This window comes from Streptomyces achromogenes subsp. achromogenes (assembly GCF_000720835.1).
In the GTDB taxonomy this organism is placed as follows: Bacteria; Actinomycetota; Actinomycetes; order Streptomycetales; family Streptomycetaceae; genus Streptomyces; species Streptomyces achromogenes.
Genome location: NZ_JODT01000004.1, coordinates 155,291 through 170,055, shown reverse-complemented (window position 1 = coordinate 170,055; position 14,765 = coordinate 155,291). Strand labels below are relative to the sequence as shown.

General features: G+C 71.4%; 15 protein-coding genes and 1 pseudogene. 6 read left to right on the top strand and 10 right to left on the bottom strand.

Features of this window, described 5'->3' with window-relative positions:
- Window positions 1–265: 265 nt before the first annotated feature.
- Entirely contained in the window at window positions 266–850 is a 585-nt protein-coding gene (locus IH25_RS0105750; protein WP_030603998.1) for an isochorismatase family protein, read from the bottom strand.
- A gap of 357 nt (window positions 851–1,207) precedes the next feature.
- Here IH25_RS0105750 and IH25_RS0105745 point away from each other — a divergent pair, with 357 nt between their 5' ends.
- On the top strand, window positions 1,208–1,897 hold the full coding sequence (locus IH25_RS0105745) for a TetR/AcrR family transcriptional regulator (RefSeq protein ID WP_030603995.1): 690 nt from the start codon (window positions 1,208–1,210) through the stop codon (window positions 1,895–1,897).
- Between the two features lie 240 nt (window positions 1,898–2,137).
- Here IH25_RS0105745 and IH25_RS0105740 read toward each other — a convergent pair whose 3' ends face one another.
- The 3 genes and pseudogenes from IH25_RS0105740 to IH25_RS0105730 all read right to left on the bottom strand — a co-directional run bounded on the left by IH25_RS0105740 (window position 2,138) and on the right by IH25_RS0105730 (window position 4,089).
- The gene (locus tag IH25_RS0105740; RefSeq protein ID WP_030603992.1) at window positions 2,138–3,052 is read right to left on the bottom strand and encodes an MBL fold metallo-hydrolase; all 915 of its coding nucleotides are present in this window, start codon (window positions 3,050–3,052) and stop codon (window positions 2,138–2,140) included.
- A 163-nt stretch (window positions 3,053–3,215) separates the two neighbouring features.
- Window positions 3,216–3,353, bottom strand: a pseudogene (locus IH25_RS39085) (response regulator transcription factor); the annotation flags it as partial.
- Between the two features lie 169 nt (window positions 3,354–3,522).
- The gene (locus tag IH25_RS0105730; protein ID WP_030603986.1) at window positions 3,523–4,089 is read right to left on the bottom strand and encodes a GNAT family N-acetyltransferase; all 567 of its coding nucleotides are present in this window, start codon (window positions 4,087–4,089) and stop codon (window positions 3,523–3,525) included.
- A 115-nt stretch (window positions 4,090–4,204) separates the two neighbouring features.
- Between IH25_RS0105730 and IH25_RS0105725 the strand changes: the two genes are divergently transcribed.
- Window positions 4,205–4,672 carry a hypothetical protein gene (locus IH25_RS0105725; protein WP_030603983.1) on the top strand — a complete coding sequence of 156 codons (468 nt, stop codon included), beginning with the start codon at window positions 4,205–4,207 and terminating at the stop codon, window positions 4,670–4,672.
- Window positions 4,673–4,686: 14 nt separating this feature from the next.
- On the opposite strand, the gene IH25_RS0105720 is transcribed toward IH25_RS0105725, so the two are convergent.
- Entirely contained in the window at window positions 4,687–5,157 is a 471-nt protein-coding gene (locus tag IH25_RS0105720) for a DUF2267 domain-containing protein (protein ID WP_063755140.1), read from the bottom strand.
- A gap of 310 nt (window positions 5,158–5,467) precedes the next feature.
- Here IH25_RS0105720 and IH25_RS0105710 point away from each other — a divergent pair, with 310 nt between their 5' ends.
- Complete coding sequence (locus tag IH25_RS0105710; RefSeq protein WP_030603978.1) at window positions 5,468–5,668, top strand: cold-shock protein; 201 nt, start codon at window positions 5,468–5,470, stop codon at window positions 5,666–5,668.
- A gap of 107 nt (window positions 5,669–5,775) precedes the next feature.
- On the opposite strand, the gene IH25_RS41530 is transcribed toward IH25_RS0105710, so the two are convergent.
- The 3 genes from IH25_RS41530 to IH25_RS0105695 form a co-directional block, all read right to left on the bottom strand.
- Window positions 5,776–5,937 (bottom strand): hypothetical protein, encoded by a 162-nt coding sequence (locus IH25_RS41530; protein WP_167346012.1) that lies wholly within the window; start codon window positions 5,935–5,937, stop codon window positions 5,776–5,778.
- A gap of 118 nt (window positions 5,938–6,055) precedes the next feature.
- A complete protein-coding gene (locus IH25_RS0105700; RefSeq protein ID WP_037654423.1) occupies window positions 6,056–7,198 on the bottom strand; it encodes a GNAT family N-acetyltransferase in 1,143 nt (380 codons plus the stop codon).
- The gene (locus IH25_RS0105695) at window positions 7,195–8,307 is read right to left on the bottom strand and encodes an aminotransferase class I/II-fold pyridoxal phosphate-dependent enzyme (protein WP_391637480.1); all 1,113 of its coding nucleotides are present in this window, start codon (window positions 8,305–8,307) and stop codon (window positions 7,195–7,197) included. Before IH25_RS0105695 ends, IH25_RS0105700 begins: the two co-directional genes overlap by 4 nt.
- A gap of 507 nt (window positions 8,308–8,814) precedes the next feature.
- Here IH25_RS0105695 and IH25_RS0105690 point away from each other — a divergent pair.
- A complete protein-coding gene (locus IH25_RS0105690) occupies window positions 8,815–9,666 on the top strand; it encodes a zinc metalloprotease (RefSeq protein WP_030603971.1) in 852 nt (283 codons plus the stop codon).
- A 221-nt stretch (window positions 9,667–9,887) separates the two neighbouring features.
- Window positions 9,888–10,553, top strand: coding sequence for a DedA family protein (locus tag IH25_RS0105685; protein ID WP_030603966.1), 666 nt, complete (start codon window positions 9,888–9,890; stop codon window positions 10,551–10,553).
- Between the two features lie 60 nt (window positions 10,554–10,613).
- Here the strand turns inward: IH25_RS0105685 and IH25_RS0105680 are convergent, their stop codons facing one another.
- Window positions 10,614–12,293 (bottom strand): amidohydrolase, encoded by a 1,680-nt coding sequence (locus IH25_RS0105680; RefSeq protein ID WP_030603963.1) that lies wholly within the window; start codon window positions 12,291–12,293, stop codon window positions 10,614–10,616.
- 195 nt (window positions 12,294–12,488) lie between these two features.
- Window positions 12,489–13,190, bottom strand: a complete 702-nt coding sequence (locus IH25_RS0105675; protein WP_030603961.1) for a TetR/AcrR family transcriptional regulator — start codon at window positions 13,188–13,190, stop codon at window positions 12,489–12,491.
- 90 nt (window positions 13,191–13,280) lie between these two features.
- Here IH25_RS0105675 and IH25_RS0105670 point away from each other — a divergent pair, with 90 nt between their 5' ends.
- Window positions 13,281–14,759, top strand: a complete 1,479-nt coding sequence (locus IH25_RS0105670) for a purine-cytosine permease family protein (protein ID WP_030603958.1) — start codon at window positions 13,281–13,283, stop codon at window positions 14,757–14,759.
- The last annotated feature ends 6 nt before the right edge of the window (window positions 14,760–14,765 follow it).

The window sequence follows — 14,765 nt, the reverse complement described above, 5'->3', positions numbered from 1 at the left end:
CGGCATGGGGCACTGCCACCTACTGGGGTTCTCAACCGCGATGCGCGACTCCGGTATGGGCGTCACCATAGAGCCGCACGGCAACCGCGGATTCCGGTTCACGTCGCTGGGCCGACATCGCGTGGCACGCGGGCCGGTCCACCCAGCCCTCGTGCTCGGGGGTGACGCCCGCTCTCCCCGGGGGCCTCGGTGCCGTCCCCCGGGTGGAGGTCCTGCGGCAGGGCGGGAAGGAGCGCCGCCCTGCCGGAGACACAAGTGTGAAGGGCTACTTCAGCGCCGCGAGCGAGGGGACGACGATGCCGTAGCGGTCGGTGATGGTCGCGAGGGCACCGTCGTGGACCTGCTGGGCGGTCAGCGACGTGCCTCCCTCGTGCATGGTCTGCAGGGGCCGGGTCGCACAGGCGTTGGCGACGACGGTGGGCTGGTTGCCCCGCAGGGAGGCGCCCTGCGCCGTGAACAGGACACACATGTTGGTCATGAACCCGGCGATGATGACATCGGAGTTCCCGGCGGCGTCGACGTGCTCGCCCAGGTCCGTGCCGTGGAAGCCGTTCGGGACGCTCTTGACGACGACGGTCTCGCCCTCGATGGGCGCGACGCTCTTGTGGATCTGGCCGGCCTCGGACTCCACGTCGTAGCCCGCCTCCTGGACGTGGATGACCTTCGCGCCGGCCTGGCGGGCCGCGGCCAGCAGCTCGGCGGCGGCTTCCAGCGCGGGCTTCCAGCCGTCGAGCTCCATCACACCGCCGGTGTAGACGTTCTGGTAGTCGACCATGATGAGGGTCGCGTTGCCGAGCGACGCGGGAGTCTCGTCGGCGCCGATGAGGGCTCGCAGAGTCGTCGTAGCCATGACTAACCACCTAAAAGGATCGAGAAAGCTTGCGCCGCTCGCAGTGCTGCGGAGGCGTGGGACATGACGGCAACCACGGGCCGGACGCACAGGGGGAACCGAACGTGACGGCAGTGACTCGTGAGACGGGTCGGAGCGGTTGCACCCCGAAAGCCCGCATCGGCGTACCCGGGCGGGTACCTCCGGCCTCGCGGCGCGGAAGCATTCGGGACCTGGGGGCAACGGCCCTCAGGACGTGATCAACGCTAACACAAGGTGTGAGCGCCGTGAAGCGGAACTCTCAGACTCCGCTCCCAGAGCGATAAACGGGCAGTTCGAGGGCGTTAGCAACGCTTTCTTAGCTGTTACCATCGAGGCATGTCGACGGCACGAGAGCGCATCCTGGCCGCCACCGAGGAACTGCTCGCGTCAAAGGACGCGCTGGCCATCTCGACCCGGGCCATCTGTGACCGGGCCAAGGTCGGCATGCCCGAGATCTATCGCCAGTTCGGCGACAAGCAGGGGCTGCTCACGGCGGTCGCCTGCATCGGCTTCGAGCGTTTCCTGGCGAACAAGCGCCGCAATCCGATGACCGACGACCCGGTGGCCGACCTGCGCACGGCCTGGGACAGCCACGTCGCGTTCGCCCTGGACAACCCTCACCTGTACCGGTTGATGTTCACGCCGGCCCCGGAATCCCAGCCACGGGCGGTCGAGGAGGCCAGGTCCCTGCTGCTGTCGGCCCTGGAGCGCTGCCGTGCCGCCGGACGACTGCGTACACCGCTGGAGCTGGCAGGCCAGTCGATCCTGACGGCCAACGTCGGCGTGTGCCTGATGGCCCTCTCCTTTCCCGGGCTCTACGGCGCCCCCGAGATCTCCCGTTCCGTACGGGACGCCGTGATCGGGGCCGTCACGGGCGACGAGCGCGAGGACACGAGGATCACCGACGGGATCGTGCTGGCCCAGACACTGGTCGGCACCCTCACCGGGACCGCGCCCGCCGGCAGCGACGCCATCGCACGGCTGTCCCAGGCGCTTCAAGGGACCGCCCCCCGCGGGGACGACTGAGCACCGCCAGGCCCTCGTCGGCCGGGAAGCCGATGACCACGGCCCGCCAGAGGGCGTAGAGGGCGGAAGTCAAGCACCCCCGCGTCCCTCCAGCCGGGGACACTCCATGCCGATGCCCGTGAAAACGGCAGTACGGCGCCACCGCGCCGTACTGCCGTCATCGCGCTTCCGAAGCAGCGGCCCGGTCCGCTACGTCGAGCTTCCCCTCACCTCCGCCGCTCCGAGCCGGGCACCGCCCCTTCAGGACAGGTTCTTCTTCTCCCCCGCCGGCTCCAGGTCCACGAGCTTGCCGTCGATACCCTGGTCCTTGAACGCCTTGACGAGGGACTTGATGTCTTCGGAGTAGATGTCCCAGCTGTCGGTGTGGAGCGGTACCACCTTGCGGGGGTTGAGGTCCTTCGCCACCAGAGCGGCGTTCTTCGACGTGAGCGTCAGCGGAGCGTTGTCGAGGATCGCGGGAGTGCGGGCGGCACCGGCGAAGAGGACGGTCGTGTCGATGGCTCCGATGTCCTTCTTGATCCGGTCGCCGACCTGCTTGGCCACCTTGACCGAGGCATTGTCACCGGAGATGTAGGTGGTGGGGACTCCCTTGCCGCTGAGCACGAACCCGGTGACCTCACCGTCCGCCCCGCGGTCGACTCCGTCGGGACCGTGCAGGGCGGGCACCGCGGTGACCTTGATGGTGCCGCCGGAGGACTTCAGCTCCCGCTGCTCCCAGCTCTTCATGGGAGTGATGTGATCACCGAGACGCTTGTGGGCGCCAGGCGTGGAGAACACGACCGGCACGTCCTTGAGCAGCTCACGGCCCTTGCCGTCGAGGTTGTCGTCATGCTGGTCATGGGAGAGCAGAACGGCGTCGATCTTGCCGAGCTTCTCGGGGCCGAAGGCGGGACCCTTGACCTTCGACATGCCCGACTTGTACTTCTTCGGCGCGTCGAAGGTGGGGTCGATCAGGATGCGCTGACCGGCGATCTCCAGCACGGCCGTCGGCCCGCCCACGTGGGTGACGGTGAACGCCTCGGCGCCGGACGGTGTCGAGGCGGCGGACGACGGCTTCTTCTCCTCACCGTCGGCGCCGGCGTTCCCGCCGCAGGCGGCGAGGAGCGACACGCTGGCTGCGGCTACGGCGGCACGGAGGAGCGTCGAACGGTTCATCAGGTATGGCCATCTCTCTCGTCTTACGGACAGTCGGGCACCTGACGAGGGCAGGCCCCAGGAGTGTTTTCAACGCTAACACAGCTCGTTAGCGTCGACCACAACGGCCTGCGTGTGGCAGCCATATGGCTTGAATAAGACCAGCTCACGACCGTTAGCGCTGCTATCGGGTGGTGGGGCCGCCAGGCGTGACCAGGCCCGTCTCATAGGCGAGGACGACGGCTTGGGCGCGGTCGCGGAGGGCGAGCTTGGCGAAGATCCGAGCAACGTGGGTCTTCACGGTGGCCTCGCTGAGGGTGAGGCCGGACTCGGGCTGGTCGGCGGGATCCTGGGACTGCCGCTCGGAGTCGCCGCGTACCACGTGGTGATCCCGATCACCGAGCACGCGGGCCAACTCACCTTCCCCGCCTGGATGCCGGCTCGCTGACATGTCCGTCGGACTCCGGAAGTCCCGGCGCCCGGCCGTCGGTTCACGGGCAGGGCATGCTCATGTAGAGCGCCTGCTCGCCCTGTGAGGGGGTGCCGTCGTAGAGGGTGGTGTCGAGCCCGCAGAAGGTGAAACCCATCCGCCGGTACGCGTGGATCGCCGGCGCGTTGATGTTGGTGACCTCCAGCCAGATGTGCACCGCGCCCCGCTCGCGGGCGAACTGCGCCGCGAGCCCCATCAGCGCACGGCCCACTCCCCTGCCCCGGTGCTCCGGGGCGACCTCGATGTCCTCGACGGTCAGCCGGCGGTTCCAATCGGAGTACGACGCGGTGACGAACCCGGCCAGTTCCCCCGAGGCGCCCTGGGCGACGAAGGTACGGGAGTCCGCGCCGTCCTCGCCCTCCCCTTCGTCACCATCCGACTCGCCCTTGGGAAACACCTTGGTCAGCGGCGGCTCCACCGGCACCTCCCGCAGCAGGAACCCCTCGTCCGTCACGGACACCCGGAATACGGTGCCGGTGGTGAACGAGCTATCCAGTGCCTCGATGGCCGGGGCATCCTCGGGGAGCGCGGCGCGGTACCGGTACCCCGTGTCGTCAGCAGTGGTCATGACCCGACGTTAGGACCGTCGGCCGGGGACAGGCCGGCCGGCCCGGTGTCCGCAGCCTGCCCGTCGAGGCCTTTTGTGCGGTTCGTTCCGTTATGTGGGGGGCACCCGGCGCAGCATGATGCGAAGCGTTGTGCGGGGGTGTGCCGCGGGGGCCGTCGGGACGACCGTGTTGAACGCGGTGACCTTTGCCGACATTGCGTTGCGGGGCCGGCCCTCCAGTCAGGCTCCTGCCCAGACCGTGGACAAGATCGCCGGGGGCGTGGGATGTCCGGTTCCCGGGGCGGGGGAGGTCAGGGAGAACCGGCTGTCCGGGCTGGGCGGGCTGTCGTCGGGGATCGCCGGCGGGGTCGGCACCGGCGTGGTGGTCTCCCTGGCGCGCCACGCCGGACTCCGGCCGCCCTGGTGGCTGGGCGGCCTGGCCACCGGCGCCCTGGCCATGACCGCGACCGACCTGCCGATGGCACGACTGGGTGTGAGCGATCCGGCGGGTTGGTCGGTGACGGACTGGGTCTCGGACGCGGTGCCGCATCTGCTGTACGGGCTCGCGACGTACGGAGCCCTGCTCCACGCGGCAGGTGAATAGCCGGGCGCTGTCCGTCACTCGTCCCGCCGGGCGCCTCCCTCGTGCTGGCCGTGCGCGGTCGGCGGGGTGTCCGTCGCACGGTCGGTCTGCCCGGGGACGCGGTCCGGTTCCTCGAACAGCGTGCCGAACTCGTCCGGCAGGGCGCGCAGGAGGTCCTCCGCCAGGTCCGTGTCCTCGGCCGTGATCCGGCAGACCACCGTCTGTGCCAGGAAGAGCGCCTGCTCAGGGGTGGCCCCCGCGGGCCGGGCCACGTCCGCCAGCAGATCGTCGAGCGACGCCGCGGCATCGTCCGCCGCGTCGGCGCCGTAGCGCAGCGCGGGGCGTTCGTGGGCCGGTACGGCCTTGCGCAGGTGCTCCCGGCGCGGTGGGTCGAGGCGGCTGCTCAGCGCGGCGAGTACGAGGTGTACGGCGGCGTCGGCGGCCTCCGTGTCGTCGAGATGGGTTCGCGACGCCACCTCTTCCACCAGGTGCTGATGGCTGATCATGCTGCCTCCCGCCGGTGAGTGCTCTGGGTGAGGACACTGCGGCCTGACGGGTGCCCGCGCGACCGACTTCTACCCTTAGATCACCACAAAATGGACATGAGCAAGATTTTTTTCGGGGGCGGGAATGGAACCGGGGGGCGGCTCGTTGTACTGGGCGGTCGTAGTTTTTGTGTCTGTGTTTCACCGCACGCTCGCGAAGAACGATGTCGCGGGCGCCGCCTCCTTCAGGGAACTGGAGTAGTCGCGTCCAGGCCGGCCCGGGAGTCCGCACGGTGCGGCTTCCGTACCCAGCCCCTGTAAGGAGCATCAAATGGCTCAGGGAACCGTGAAGTGGTTCAACGGCGAGAAGGGCTTCGGCTTCATCGCCCAGGCCGATGGCCCGGACCTCTTCGTCCACTACTCCGAGATCGAGGGCAACGGCTTCCGTAGCCTCGAGGAGAACCAGCACGTCGAGTTCGACGTCGTCCAGGGCCCCAAGGGCCCGCAGGCCGCTCGCGTCCGCGCCCTCTGAGGCCGTCGCTGAGCAGGAGGGCCGGTGCCGTCATGGCGCCGGCCCTCGGCATGTCACCGTGCGCGCACCCCTGGTAAGGGCCGGTTGCCGGTGGGCGGGCCGCCCGGCTACTCCTCGAAGTCGTCGGGTGTGATCCCCGCCTCTTCCATCGCCTCGCGTATCGAGCGACCCGAAGCTCCCGGCTGCTCTTCGCTGCGGGTGTCGGCGGGCGACTCGATCACTTCGTCCGTGGTGGGCGTCTTCGGACGGTTCTCCTCGGGCACGGTCACCGTGACCGCCTCCTCGCTGCGTCGGGCCTTTCGCGAGCGTCGGGTACCCGGGCCGACCTGCGGAATGCCCGTGCGCCGCTCGTCGAAGACGGCTGCTGATCACCGGTCCCCCGGGCCGTCACGGCGCGGACGTGGCGCGCTCGTACAGCCGGTGCGTCTGGGTGTGGACCCCGCCGAGAGCTTCGCCGTGCCGGCGTGAGGCGTGATTGTCCTCCAGGACCCACGAGTAGGAGATCTCGGTGTAGCCGAGGCGGAAGGCGGCGCGCTGGGCCTGGGTCACCAGGGCCGTGGCCAGACCGCGGGACCGGTGCTCCTCGGCCACGCCCATGGCGGCGAAGCGCACGCGGTCGATGCGGCGGACGGCTCGCGCGGCCCGGATCAGCCCGACGGGCAGGCCCAGGGTGGTGAGCCGGCCGCGGGCCGCGTGCAGCGCCTGGTGGGCGTCGGGCAGGCAGAGCATGAAGGCGACGGGTTCGCCGTGCACCTCCGCGATCTGTACAAGGCCGGGGCGCAGCAGGGGCTTCAGCTTTTTCATCATGTAGCCGAACTGCGCTTCGTCGACGGGGACCGAGCCGTAGCTGTGGGTGAACGTTTCGTTGTAGAGCTTCCGGACGGCCTCCATATCGGATTCCGGCCGCTGCGGATCCATGGGCCGCACCGTGAGGCCCGGGGTCGCGAGGACACGGTCCGCCGCCTCCCGGTATTCCGCCGGGGGTTCCCCGTCAGCGGGAATCGGAATGGCGTACGAAAGCAGGTCCTTGGCCTTCTCGAATCCACATGCGGAGAACAGCTGCGGATAATACGGCCGGTTCCGGGGAATCATGACGATGTGCGGCTGGTCGAAGCCGGATATCTGCACGCCGCACTCGTCATTGGTGGTGAATCCGAGGGGGCCGAAGGTGCGTTTCATTCCTTGCGCGGCGAGCCAGTCGTCCGCCGTGTCGAAGAGAGCAGCCGCGGCCTCGGGGTCGTCGGCGCACTCGAAGAGGCCGATCAGTCCGCGGTCCGGGCCGTGCCGCTCGTTGTAGCGGGGGTCGACGATCGCCGCGATCCTGCCGACGACGGTGCCGCGCCGCCGCGCGAGGAAGAGCCGCACGCTGGCCACTTGGTGGTACGGATTGCGGGCCGGGTCCAGGAAGGAGCGCCGCTCCCGCTCCAGCGGGGCCACCCACAGCGGGTCGTCGCGGTAGAGGTCGTACGGGAGCCGGATGAAGGAGGCCAGGTCGGTGTCGGCGCCGACCGGGGTGACCGTGACACTCATGACACCCAGTCCAGAAGCGTTTCCCTCAGCATCGGCTGCACCGGGACGGGCGGCGGCCCGGTGGGGATGAGTCCCAGGCGGCGGCCGGCGTGGGCGAACGCGACGAGGATACGCTCGATGTCCTCGTCGGTGTGTGTGGCCTGAAGGGACAGCCGGACCAGCGAGCGTTCCTCGGGTACGGCGGGCGCGGATACGGCGCTGGTGAAGACGCCCTCCGTGAGGACCTCCCGCCACAGGGCCGTGGCCAGTTCCTTGCGCCCGGTGATGACGGGCACGATCGGGGTGACCGACTCGCCCGTGTCGAAGCCGAGGCCGCGCAGGCCGTCCCGGACCTGCCGCGCCACCTCGAAGGCGCGCGCCCGGCGCTCCGGCTCGGACTCGATGATGGTCAGGGCCGCCAGCGCGGCGGCGGCCGAGGCGGGGGGGATCGAGGTGGTGAAGATGACGGACCGCGAGGTGTGCCGGAGGTAGTGGATCACCTCGGCCGGGCCGGCCAGGAAGCCCCCGATGGAGCCGAACCCCTTGGACAGCGTGCCCGTATGCAGGTCGACGGCGTCGGGCAGCCCGAAGTGGTCGGTCACCCCGCGCCCGCCCGGTCCGAGCAGCCCGATGTCATGGGCGCCGTCGACCACCAGGCGGGCGCCGTAGCGCCGGGCGAGCGAGACCAGCTCCGGCAGCCGGCACAGGTCCCCCTCCATGGAGAACAGGCCGTCCGTGAGGATGGCCTTGGCCGCGTCCGGGTCGGCCACCGCCAGCTTGCGTTCCAGGTCCGCCATGTCCGAGTGCCGGTACCAGCGTCTGTCGGCGAAGCCCAGCCGGACCGCCTCGATCAGCGAGGCGTGGTTGGCCTTGTCGCTGAAGACGATGTCACCGCGGCCGAGCAGGGGAGCCAGCGCCAGGTTCGCCTCGAAGCCGGTGGTGGTCACGATCACCGCCTCGGCGTCGAGGAAGGCGGCCAGCCTGGCCTCCAGTTCCTCGTGCAGGGTGAGCGTTCCGCCGATCAGCCGGCTCGCCGAGGCGGAGGCACCCCAACGACGGGCCGCGTCGGCCGCCGCGGCAACCACACGGGGGTGACCGGAAAGGCCAAGATAATCGTTTCGGGCGGCCATGACCAGGCGCTTTCCACCCAGGAACACCTCCCCTCCGCGCGCCTCGAGTGCGTTGTAGACGGCCCTCGGCCGCATGCGCGTCGCGTGCTGCATGACGGCCGTCAACTGCTTGTCGAAAATATCTGCCACTGCGCTCTCACATTCGACTCGCCACCCTTTTGAGATTTTCATACAAAAATGCGGAGAGGGTGGCCTCGGCATCCTCTCAGCCAGAGGAATGAAATGAAAAGCCAAGGCCTGGTTTCGTTAAGCCATTCGAGTGAATCAAGTCCTGTGGACGGTGCGACGGGGGATGCGAGTGCGGTACGACTCGGGCTTACGGCTCCGCCGACCGCGCCCCGGCCCGGCTCCGGCACTCGTCCCTCTTGACGCCCGCCTCCGGCACCCGACTCTCTCGACGCCCGGCTCCGGCGCGCGACCGTGGCGCCTGACCGGGGCGTCCGGCAACCTCGTCGCCGTCGGCGGCGACCGGTAGGTGAATCCCGTTCCCCACACGAGGAGTTCACCATGTACAGACGCCTCGCACGGCTGTTCACCGTGCTCGCCGTCCTGACCGCGCTCGTTCCGGCGGCCGGTGCGGCGGCGTCCCGGGCCGAGGCGGCGGACGGCTGGAATCCGCCGGCCGCCCTGGTCCAGCCGCTCGGCGAGGTCTGGAACCACGTCGAGTCGACCTACCCGGACCTCTACGGCTTCCGCAATTACGGCTGGGACCAGATCATGGCCAACAAGGGCAGCGTCAACTACTGCGTCCGCTGGGAGTCCGACGCCCCGGTCAGCGCCGCCCTGCGCGACCGGATCCACACGGCGTTGAAGAAGCAGTTCGGCAAGTGGACGGCGGCCATGCTGGACAACGGCACGGGGCACAACGCCTGGCCGTACACCAGCGTGCGGGTCAACATCGTCGGCTGGGCGGTCAAGAACCGCGCGACACTCCAGTGGACCGACGACTCGGTCGACGTCTACGCCGGAGTCCTCGACGGCGCCGGTGCCCCGCAGTGCGCCCCCGACTGCGGCCGTTTCTTCCATCAGAACGGCGACTACTCGAAGTGCCCGGGCGGCGCGGCCCGGCACTACGACCAGTCGCTGTGGCTGACCAAGGGGTTCCAGGGCGGTGCCGGCGGGGACTGGGGGCAGCGCGTGGGACAGGAGTACTTCACCGGCGCGCTGGGCCAGGAGGACATCCACATCTATCTGCACGAGGTCGGCCACACCTTCGGCCTCGACGACTTCTACGACTGGACCCCGACCGGCCAGTGCTGCTTCCTCATGAACGCGGGCAGCGCCACCCGCATCACCGAGTTCGACACCTGGATGCTGCGTGACTTCTGGCGCCATCTGAAGAGCCGGTACGGGTACTGACCGACCGGGCACGGCAGCGCGTCGTACGGCCGCCGGACCGGCGGTGTCCGCCCCGCACATCGATGGAGTACGCCCCGCACCAGCCGGCGGTGCCCGCCCGCACCGGCCCGCAACCGGCGCCGGTCCGGAGCCGAATCGAAGGCGACCGGTGCGCGCGGGTACGCCGGGCGGGTGATGCTGGTGAGCGGACGCATCCGCGCACAGGCCGGGAGGTTCGGGCAGTGACCGCCGTCAATCCGATGGACAGCGCCTCGGTGCTGGCCGCCTTCGGCGCGCTGGGCGTACTGGCGGTGCTCTTCGCCGAGTCGGGCCTGCTGGTCGTCGGTTTCTTCCTGCCCGGTGACACCCTGCTGTTCCCGGCCGGGGTGCTGTGCGCGGGCAGCGCCCAGCAGCCGCCCCGGCTCGCCCTGTGGCAGGTGCTGGTGTGCGCGGCCGTGGGGGCGGTGGCGGGCGGTCAGGCGGGGTATCTGATCGGGCGGCACGGCGGGCGGGCGCTGCTGGCCCGCACGTCCAGCCGCCGGGTGACGGACGCGGCGCGGCGGGCGGAGCGGCTGCTGGCCCGCTACGGGTACGGCAAGGCCCTGGTGATCGGCCGGTTCGTACCGCTGCTGCGGACGGTGCTGCACCCGGTGGCGGGGGTGCTGGGCGTGCCCGCGCGGACCTTCACGCTGTGGCAGACGGTGGGCGGGGTGCTGTGGTCGCAGACGCTGGTCCTGGCCGGGTACACCCTGGGCGCGTCCGTCCCGCACATCGACGACTATCTGCTGCCGCTGGTGGCCCTGGTCGTCGTCGTGTCCCTGCTCCCGCTGCTGCCGGAGCTGCGCCGCTCCCGCAAAGCACGCCGCGCACGCCGCGCACGCCGCGAACGAGACGAATCCGCGGGCTGAACCGAGCCCCCCACCACGCTCCCCGCAGCGAACCGCCACGCCCCCGCCCCACCGCCCCGGCTACACCTCCGCCGCCCGATGGGTGACCCGTCCCGCCACCGCCGTCAGCAGTACCGGCAGCGCGGCCAGCTCGCTGTCGGGCACGCGCAGCGGATCGTCGGCGAGCACCGTGAGGTCGGCGCGGTGGCCGACGGCGAGCCGGCCGGCCCGGTCCTCCTCCCCCGCCGCCCAGGCGGCGTTCACCGTCATGCCCCGGAGCGCCTGGAGCGGGGTGAGGGCCTGCTCGGGGCCGTGCGGGGGCAGGGAGAGGTCGGCGGGGCGCCGGTGCCGGGCGCCGGCCATGACCTGGAGCGGCGGGTACGGCGCGATGGGCCAGTCCGAGCCGAGGACGACCCGTGCCCCGGCCTCCCACAGGTCCCGGCAGCGGAACGCGCGCCCGGCCCGCTCCTCGCCGAGCCGGCGCGACCAGTTGTCGGTGTGGTCCGCCCGGGTGAACTCGCAGCAGTGGGTGGGCTGCATCGAGGCGGCGACACCGAGCGGCGCGAACCGCCGTACGGTGTCGTCGGGGACGGTCTCGATGTGCTCGACCCGGTGCCGTACGACGCCCGTACCGCCCCCACCGCCCATGCTGCCGGTAAGGCCGGTACCGCCCGTGCCGCCCGTCCGCCCGCTCTCCGCCTGGGCCTGCTCGACGGCGTCCAGGACATGGCGGACCGCCGCGTCGCCGATGGCGTGGGTGGCCGTGGGGACGCCGGCCCGGTGCAGTTCGGCGATCACTTGGGTGTAGCGCCGGGGGTCGGGCCAGTAGGCGTGGTCCGACTGGCCGTGGCAGTCGGGGGTCTCCAGCCAGGCGGTGCCGTTGTCGATGGTGCCGTCCATGAACAGCTTCACCCCCGCCACCCGCCACAGCGTGCCGCCGGTGCCCTGGAGCCGGATCAGCTCGGCGATGTCGGCGTCGCTCGCCTCGGGCCGGCACCAGGGGGCGATCCGGAGCCGCAGGGGCAGGGCGTCCTCGGCTTCCAGGGCGGCGTAGACGGCGAGGCTGTCGCCGTTCGCGTCCATGGCGTGCCCGCCGGTGAGCCCGGAGGCGGCCATCGCCGCCAGCACCTCGGCGGCGCGGGCGCGGATCTGTGCCTCGGTGGGCCGGGAGGCGGCCGCCTCGACGACCTCGCAGGCGGCGTCCTCCAGCAGCAGCCCGGTGGGCCGTCCGTCGGCGTCGCAGACGATCTCCGAGCCCTGCTCGAAGGCGCGCGGCCCGTCGACGCCGGCCAGTTCCAGCGCCCGCTCGCTGGCCAGCGCCGAGTGCGCGTCGAACAGGTCGATCAGCGCGGGCACACCGTCGAGGACGGGGCCGAGCGCGGCGGTGGCCACCGGTGCGCTGCCGAAGGCGTTGGGGTCCAGGCCCCAGCCGCGCAGCCAGGCGCCCGGCCGCAGGTCGCCTACCGCCGCGGCGAGCGCGGTGCGTACGGCGGCCAGGTCGCGACAGCCGGACAGGTCGACGCCCATGGTGCGTTCGGCGCCGGAGACCGGGTGCAGATGCCCGTCGGTGAACCCGGCCGTGACCACCGCTCCGCGCAGGTCGACCACGGTGGTGCCGGGCCCGGCGAGGGCGCGGGCGTCCCGGTCGTCGCCGAGGAAGGCGATCCGCCCGCGCTCCGCGGCGAGCGCGGTGTGCGGCAGGATGCGGCCGGTGCCGGGGTCGAGCAGCCGGGCGGAGAGCAGGACGAGATCGGCGGACACGGGAGCTCCTTCGCTCGCAGGTGGCATATCGAGGGGCCTTCACTCGCAGGTGGCATCGCGAGGGGCCGTGACGTACGGGGACCTATCGGGGGCCCTTGACGCACAGCGGACCCGTCAAGTCCCCTTTGACGCACAGCGGGCCCGTCGAGGCCCCTTGACCCGCGGGGGCACAGCAGGGGCGTGGGGCCCGGTGGATCAGCCGGCGGCTTCGTCGAGCGTGCCGGGCCGCAGTCCGAGTTCCCGCTCGGCCGTGGTCAGAGGCATGCGCAGCACCGCGGCCGGGCGCTCGGGCGTCGCGGTGTTGGCGTGGACGCCCAGGCCGTCGAGGACGACGAGGAGTTGCACGGCGACGGCCGTCGGATCCTCGGTGGCGAACTCGCCGGCCTCCACACCGTCCCGGATCACGCCTTCGAGCCGGCCGCGCCAGGCGGCCTCCTGCCGGGCGACCCGGTCGCGGAGCACGGACCGGTAGCGGCTGAGGTGGCGGGCGTTGATCCACAGCCGGCTGATCGCGTCGTACTCCTCCCCCGACGTGCGGGCGAGGAAGCGGGCCAGCCGCCCGGTGGGCGTGAGCGCGGCGCGCTCGGCCGGAAGGGGGCGGTCGGGCACGGCATGCTCCGCCGGAAGGGGGCGGTCGAGTTCGCCGTGCTCGGCCGGGAGGAGGCGATCGAGTTCGCCGGTCGCCGCGCTGCCGAACGCCTCGGCGACCAGGTCCTCGGCCGAGGGGAAGTAGTGGCTGATCAGCCCGGGGCGGACGGCGAGTTCCTCGGCGATCCGGCGGAGGGTGACGCACTCCAGGCCCTCCGCCAGGGCGACGGCCGCGGCGGCGGCGACGATCTCCGCCCGCCGGGCGGCCGGGTCCTTGCGGATCCGCTTGCGCTGAACGCTTGACGACATGACGGCGATGCTATTGAGTGTGCGACCAATAAGCAACTGGTCACCTGCCCAATAAGCGACCAGGCCCCCTCCCACGGCTCCCGGAGGCCCATGGCGTCCACGCTTCCCGACCCGCACCCCGGCGCACGGCCCACACCCGCCGACGGCGCCGGCTCCGCCTCCCGGGCCGCCGAGCGCGCCGGTGTCGAGGCGCACGGCATCGACCACATCCCGGACTCCGAACGTCGCGGCCGGCCGCGCGAGTTGCTCTCCGTGTGGGCCGCCGCGAACGTCAACTACCTGAGCCTGGTGGTGGGAGGCGCGCTGGTGCTGATGGGGCTGAGCCTGTGGCAGGCGCTCGTGGTGATCGTCGTAGGCAATCTGTTCTGGCTGCTCACCGGCCTGCTGGCGGTCCCGGGCCCGGTGGCGGGCGCGCCGAGCGAGGTGGTGACCCGGGCGCTGTACGGGGTGCGCGGGAACCGGGTGAACAACGCGGTGACCGGCTGGCTGATCTCGGTGTGCTACTTCGCGCTGAACCTGGCGGCGGCGGCCACCGCGGCCTTCTCCCTGGTGGACCGGGCCGGGCTGCCGGTGACCACCGGGGTGAAGGCGGCCGTCGTGGTGCTGATCGCCGCCGTCACGCTCGCCATCGGTGTCTACGGCCATGGTGCGATCGTCCGGCTCTACCTGCCGATCACCCTGGTGCTGTCGGCGGTGTTCGCCGCGGTGGGCGTCGCGGTGCTGCGGCACACCGACTTCGGCTACGCCCCCGGGCAGCCGCCGGCCGGCGCGGACCTGTGGGCGACCGTGACGGCCGGGACCGCCCTCATCGCCTCGGGCCCGCTGTCGTACACCACCAGCGCGGACTTCTCCCGCTATCTGCCCCGGGCCACCCCCGCGAAGGCGGTGGCCGGCTGGACCGCGCTCGGCGGGTTCGTGCCGAGCGTCCTGGTGTGCGGCATCGGCGCCTGTGCCGCGACCGCCGTCGACATGAACGACCCGGAGTCCTCGCTCCAGACGCTGCTGCCCGGCTGGTTCCGCCCGGTGTTCCTGCTCTCGCTGGTCCTCGGCACCATCGCGCTGAACGCGCTCACGTCCTACAGCGCCGGTCTCGCCCTCCAGGCCGTGGGCCTGCGCGTCCGGCGCACGCTCAGTGTCCTGGTGGACGGCGCGGTGGCCGTGTCGCTCACCCTGTACGCGCTGCTGGTCTCCGACTTCCTCGACGCCGTCGGCGATGTGCTCCAGCTGACCGTGCTGCTGCTCGGCCCGAGTACGGCCGTCTACGCCACGGACATCCTGCTGCGCCGCAACCGCTACGACGGTCCCGGCCTCGCCGACGAGTCGCCCGGCGGGCCGTTCTGGTACACCGGCGGCGTCAACCGGTCCGGGGCGCTGGCCCTCATGGCGGGCGTGACGGCTTCCGCGCTGAGCGTCGACAGCGTCTACACCGGTCCCGTGGCCGCCGCCCTGGGCGGTGTCGACCTGGCCCTGCCGGCCGGGCTGGTGGTGGCCTCGGCGACGTACGCCCTGCTGTTCACGCGCCTGAAGCCGGTGACACCGCGTGCCGGACGGCTTCCTGAACAGCCGTGAGAACGG

What these genes read in the sequence shown, in the direction of transcription:
- IH25_RS0105750 (WP_030603998.1), bottom strand. Translation starts at nt 850, where the DNA reads ATGGCTACGACGACTCTGCGAGCCCTCATCGGCGCCGACGAGACTCCC.
- IH25_RS0105745 (WP_030603995.1), top strand. Translation starts at nt 1,208, where the DNA reads ATGTCGACGGCACGAGAGCGCATCCTGGCCGCCACCGAGGAACTGCTC.
- IH25_RS0105740 (WP_030603992.1), bottom strand. Translation starts at nt 3,052, where the DNA reads ATGAACCGTTCGACGCTCCTCCGTGCCGCCGTAGCCGCAGCCAGCGTG.
- IH25_RS0105730 (WP_030603986.1), bottom strand. Translation starts at nt 4,089, where the DNA reads ATGACCACTGCTGACGACACGGGGTACCGGTACCGCGCCGCGCTCCCC.
- IH25_RS0105725 (WP_030603983.1), top strand. Translation starts at nt 4,205, where the DNA reads ATGATGCGAAGCGTTGTGCGGGGGTGTGCCGCGGGGGCCGTCGGGACG.
- IH25_RS0105720 (WP_063755140.1), bottom strand. Translation starts at nt 5,157, where the DNA reads ATGATCAGCCATCAGCACCTGGTGGAAGAGGTGGCGTCGCGAACCCAT.
- IH25_RS0105710 (WP_030603978.1), top strand. Translation starts at nt 5,468, where the DNA reads ATGGCTCAGGGAACCGTGAAGTGGTTCAACGGCGAGAAGGGCTTCGGC.
- IH25_RS0105700 (WP_037654423.1), bottom strand. Translation starts at nt 7,198, where the DNA reads ATGAGTGTCACGGTCACCCCGGTCGGCGCCGACACCGACCTGGCCTCC.
- IH25_RS0105695 (WP_391637480.1), bottom strand. Translation starts at nt 8,307, where the DNA reads ATGGCCGCCCGAAACGATTATCTTGGCCTTTCCGGTCACCCCCGTGTG.
- IH25_RS0105690 (WP_030603971.1), top strand. Translation starts at nt 8,815, where the DNA reads ATGTACAGACGCCTCGCACGGCTGTTCACCGTGCTCGCCGTCCTGACC.
- IH25_RS0105675 (WP_030603961.1), bottom strand. Translation starts at nt 13,190, where the DNA reads ATGTCGTCAAGCGTTCAGCGCAAGCGGATCCGCAAGGACCCGGCCGCC.
- IH25_RS0105670 (WP_030603958.1), top strand. Translation starts at nt 13,281, where the DNA reads ATGGCGTCCACGCTTCCCGACCCGCACCCCGGCGCACGGCCCACACCC.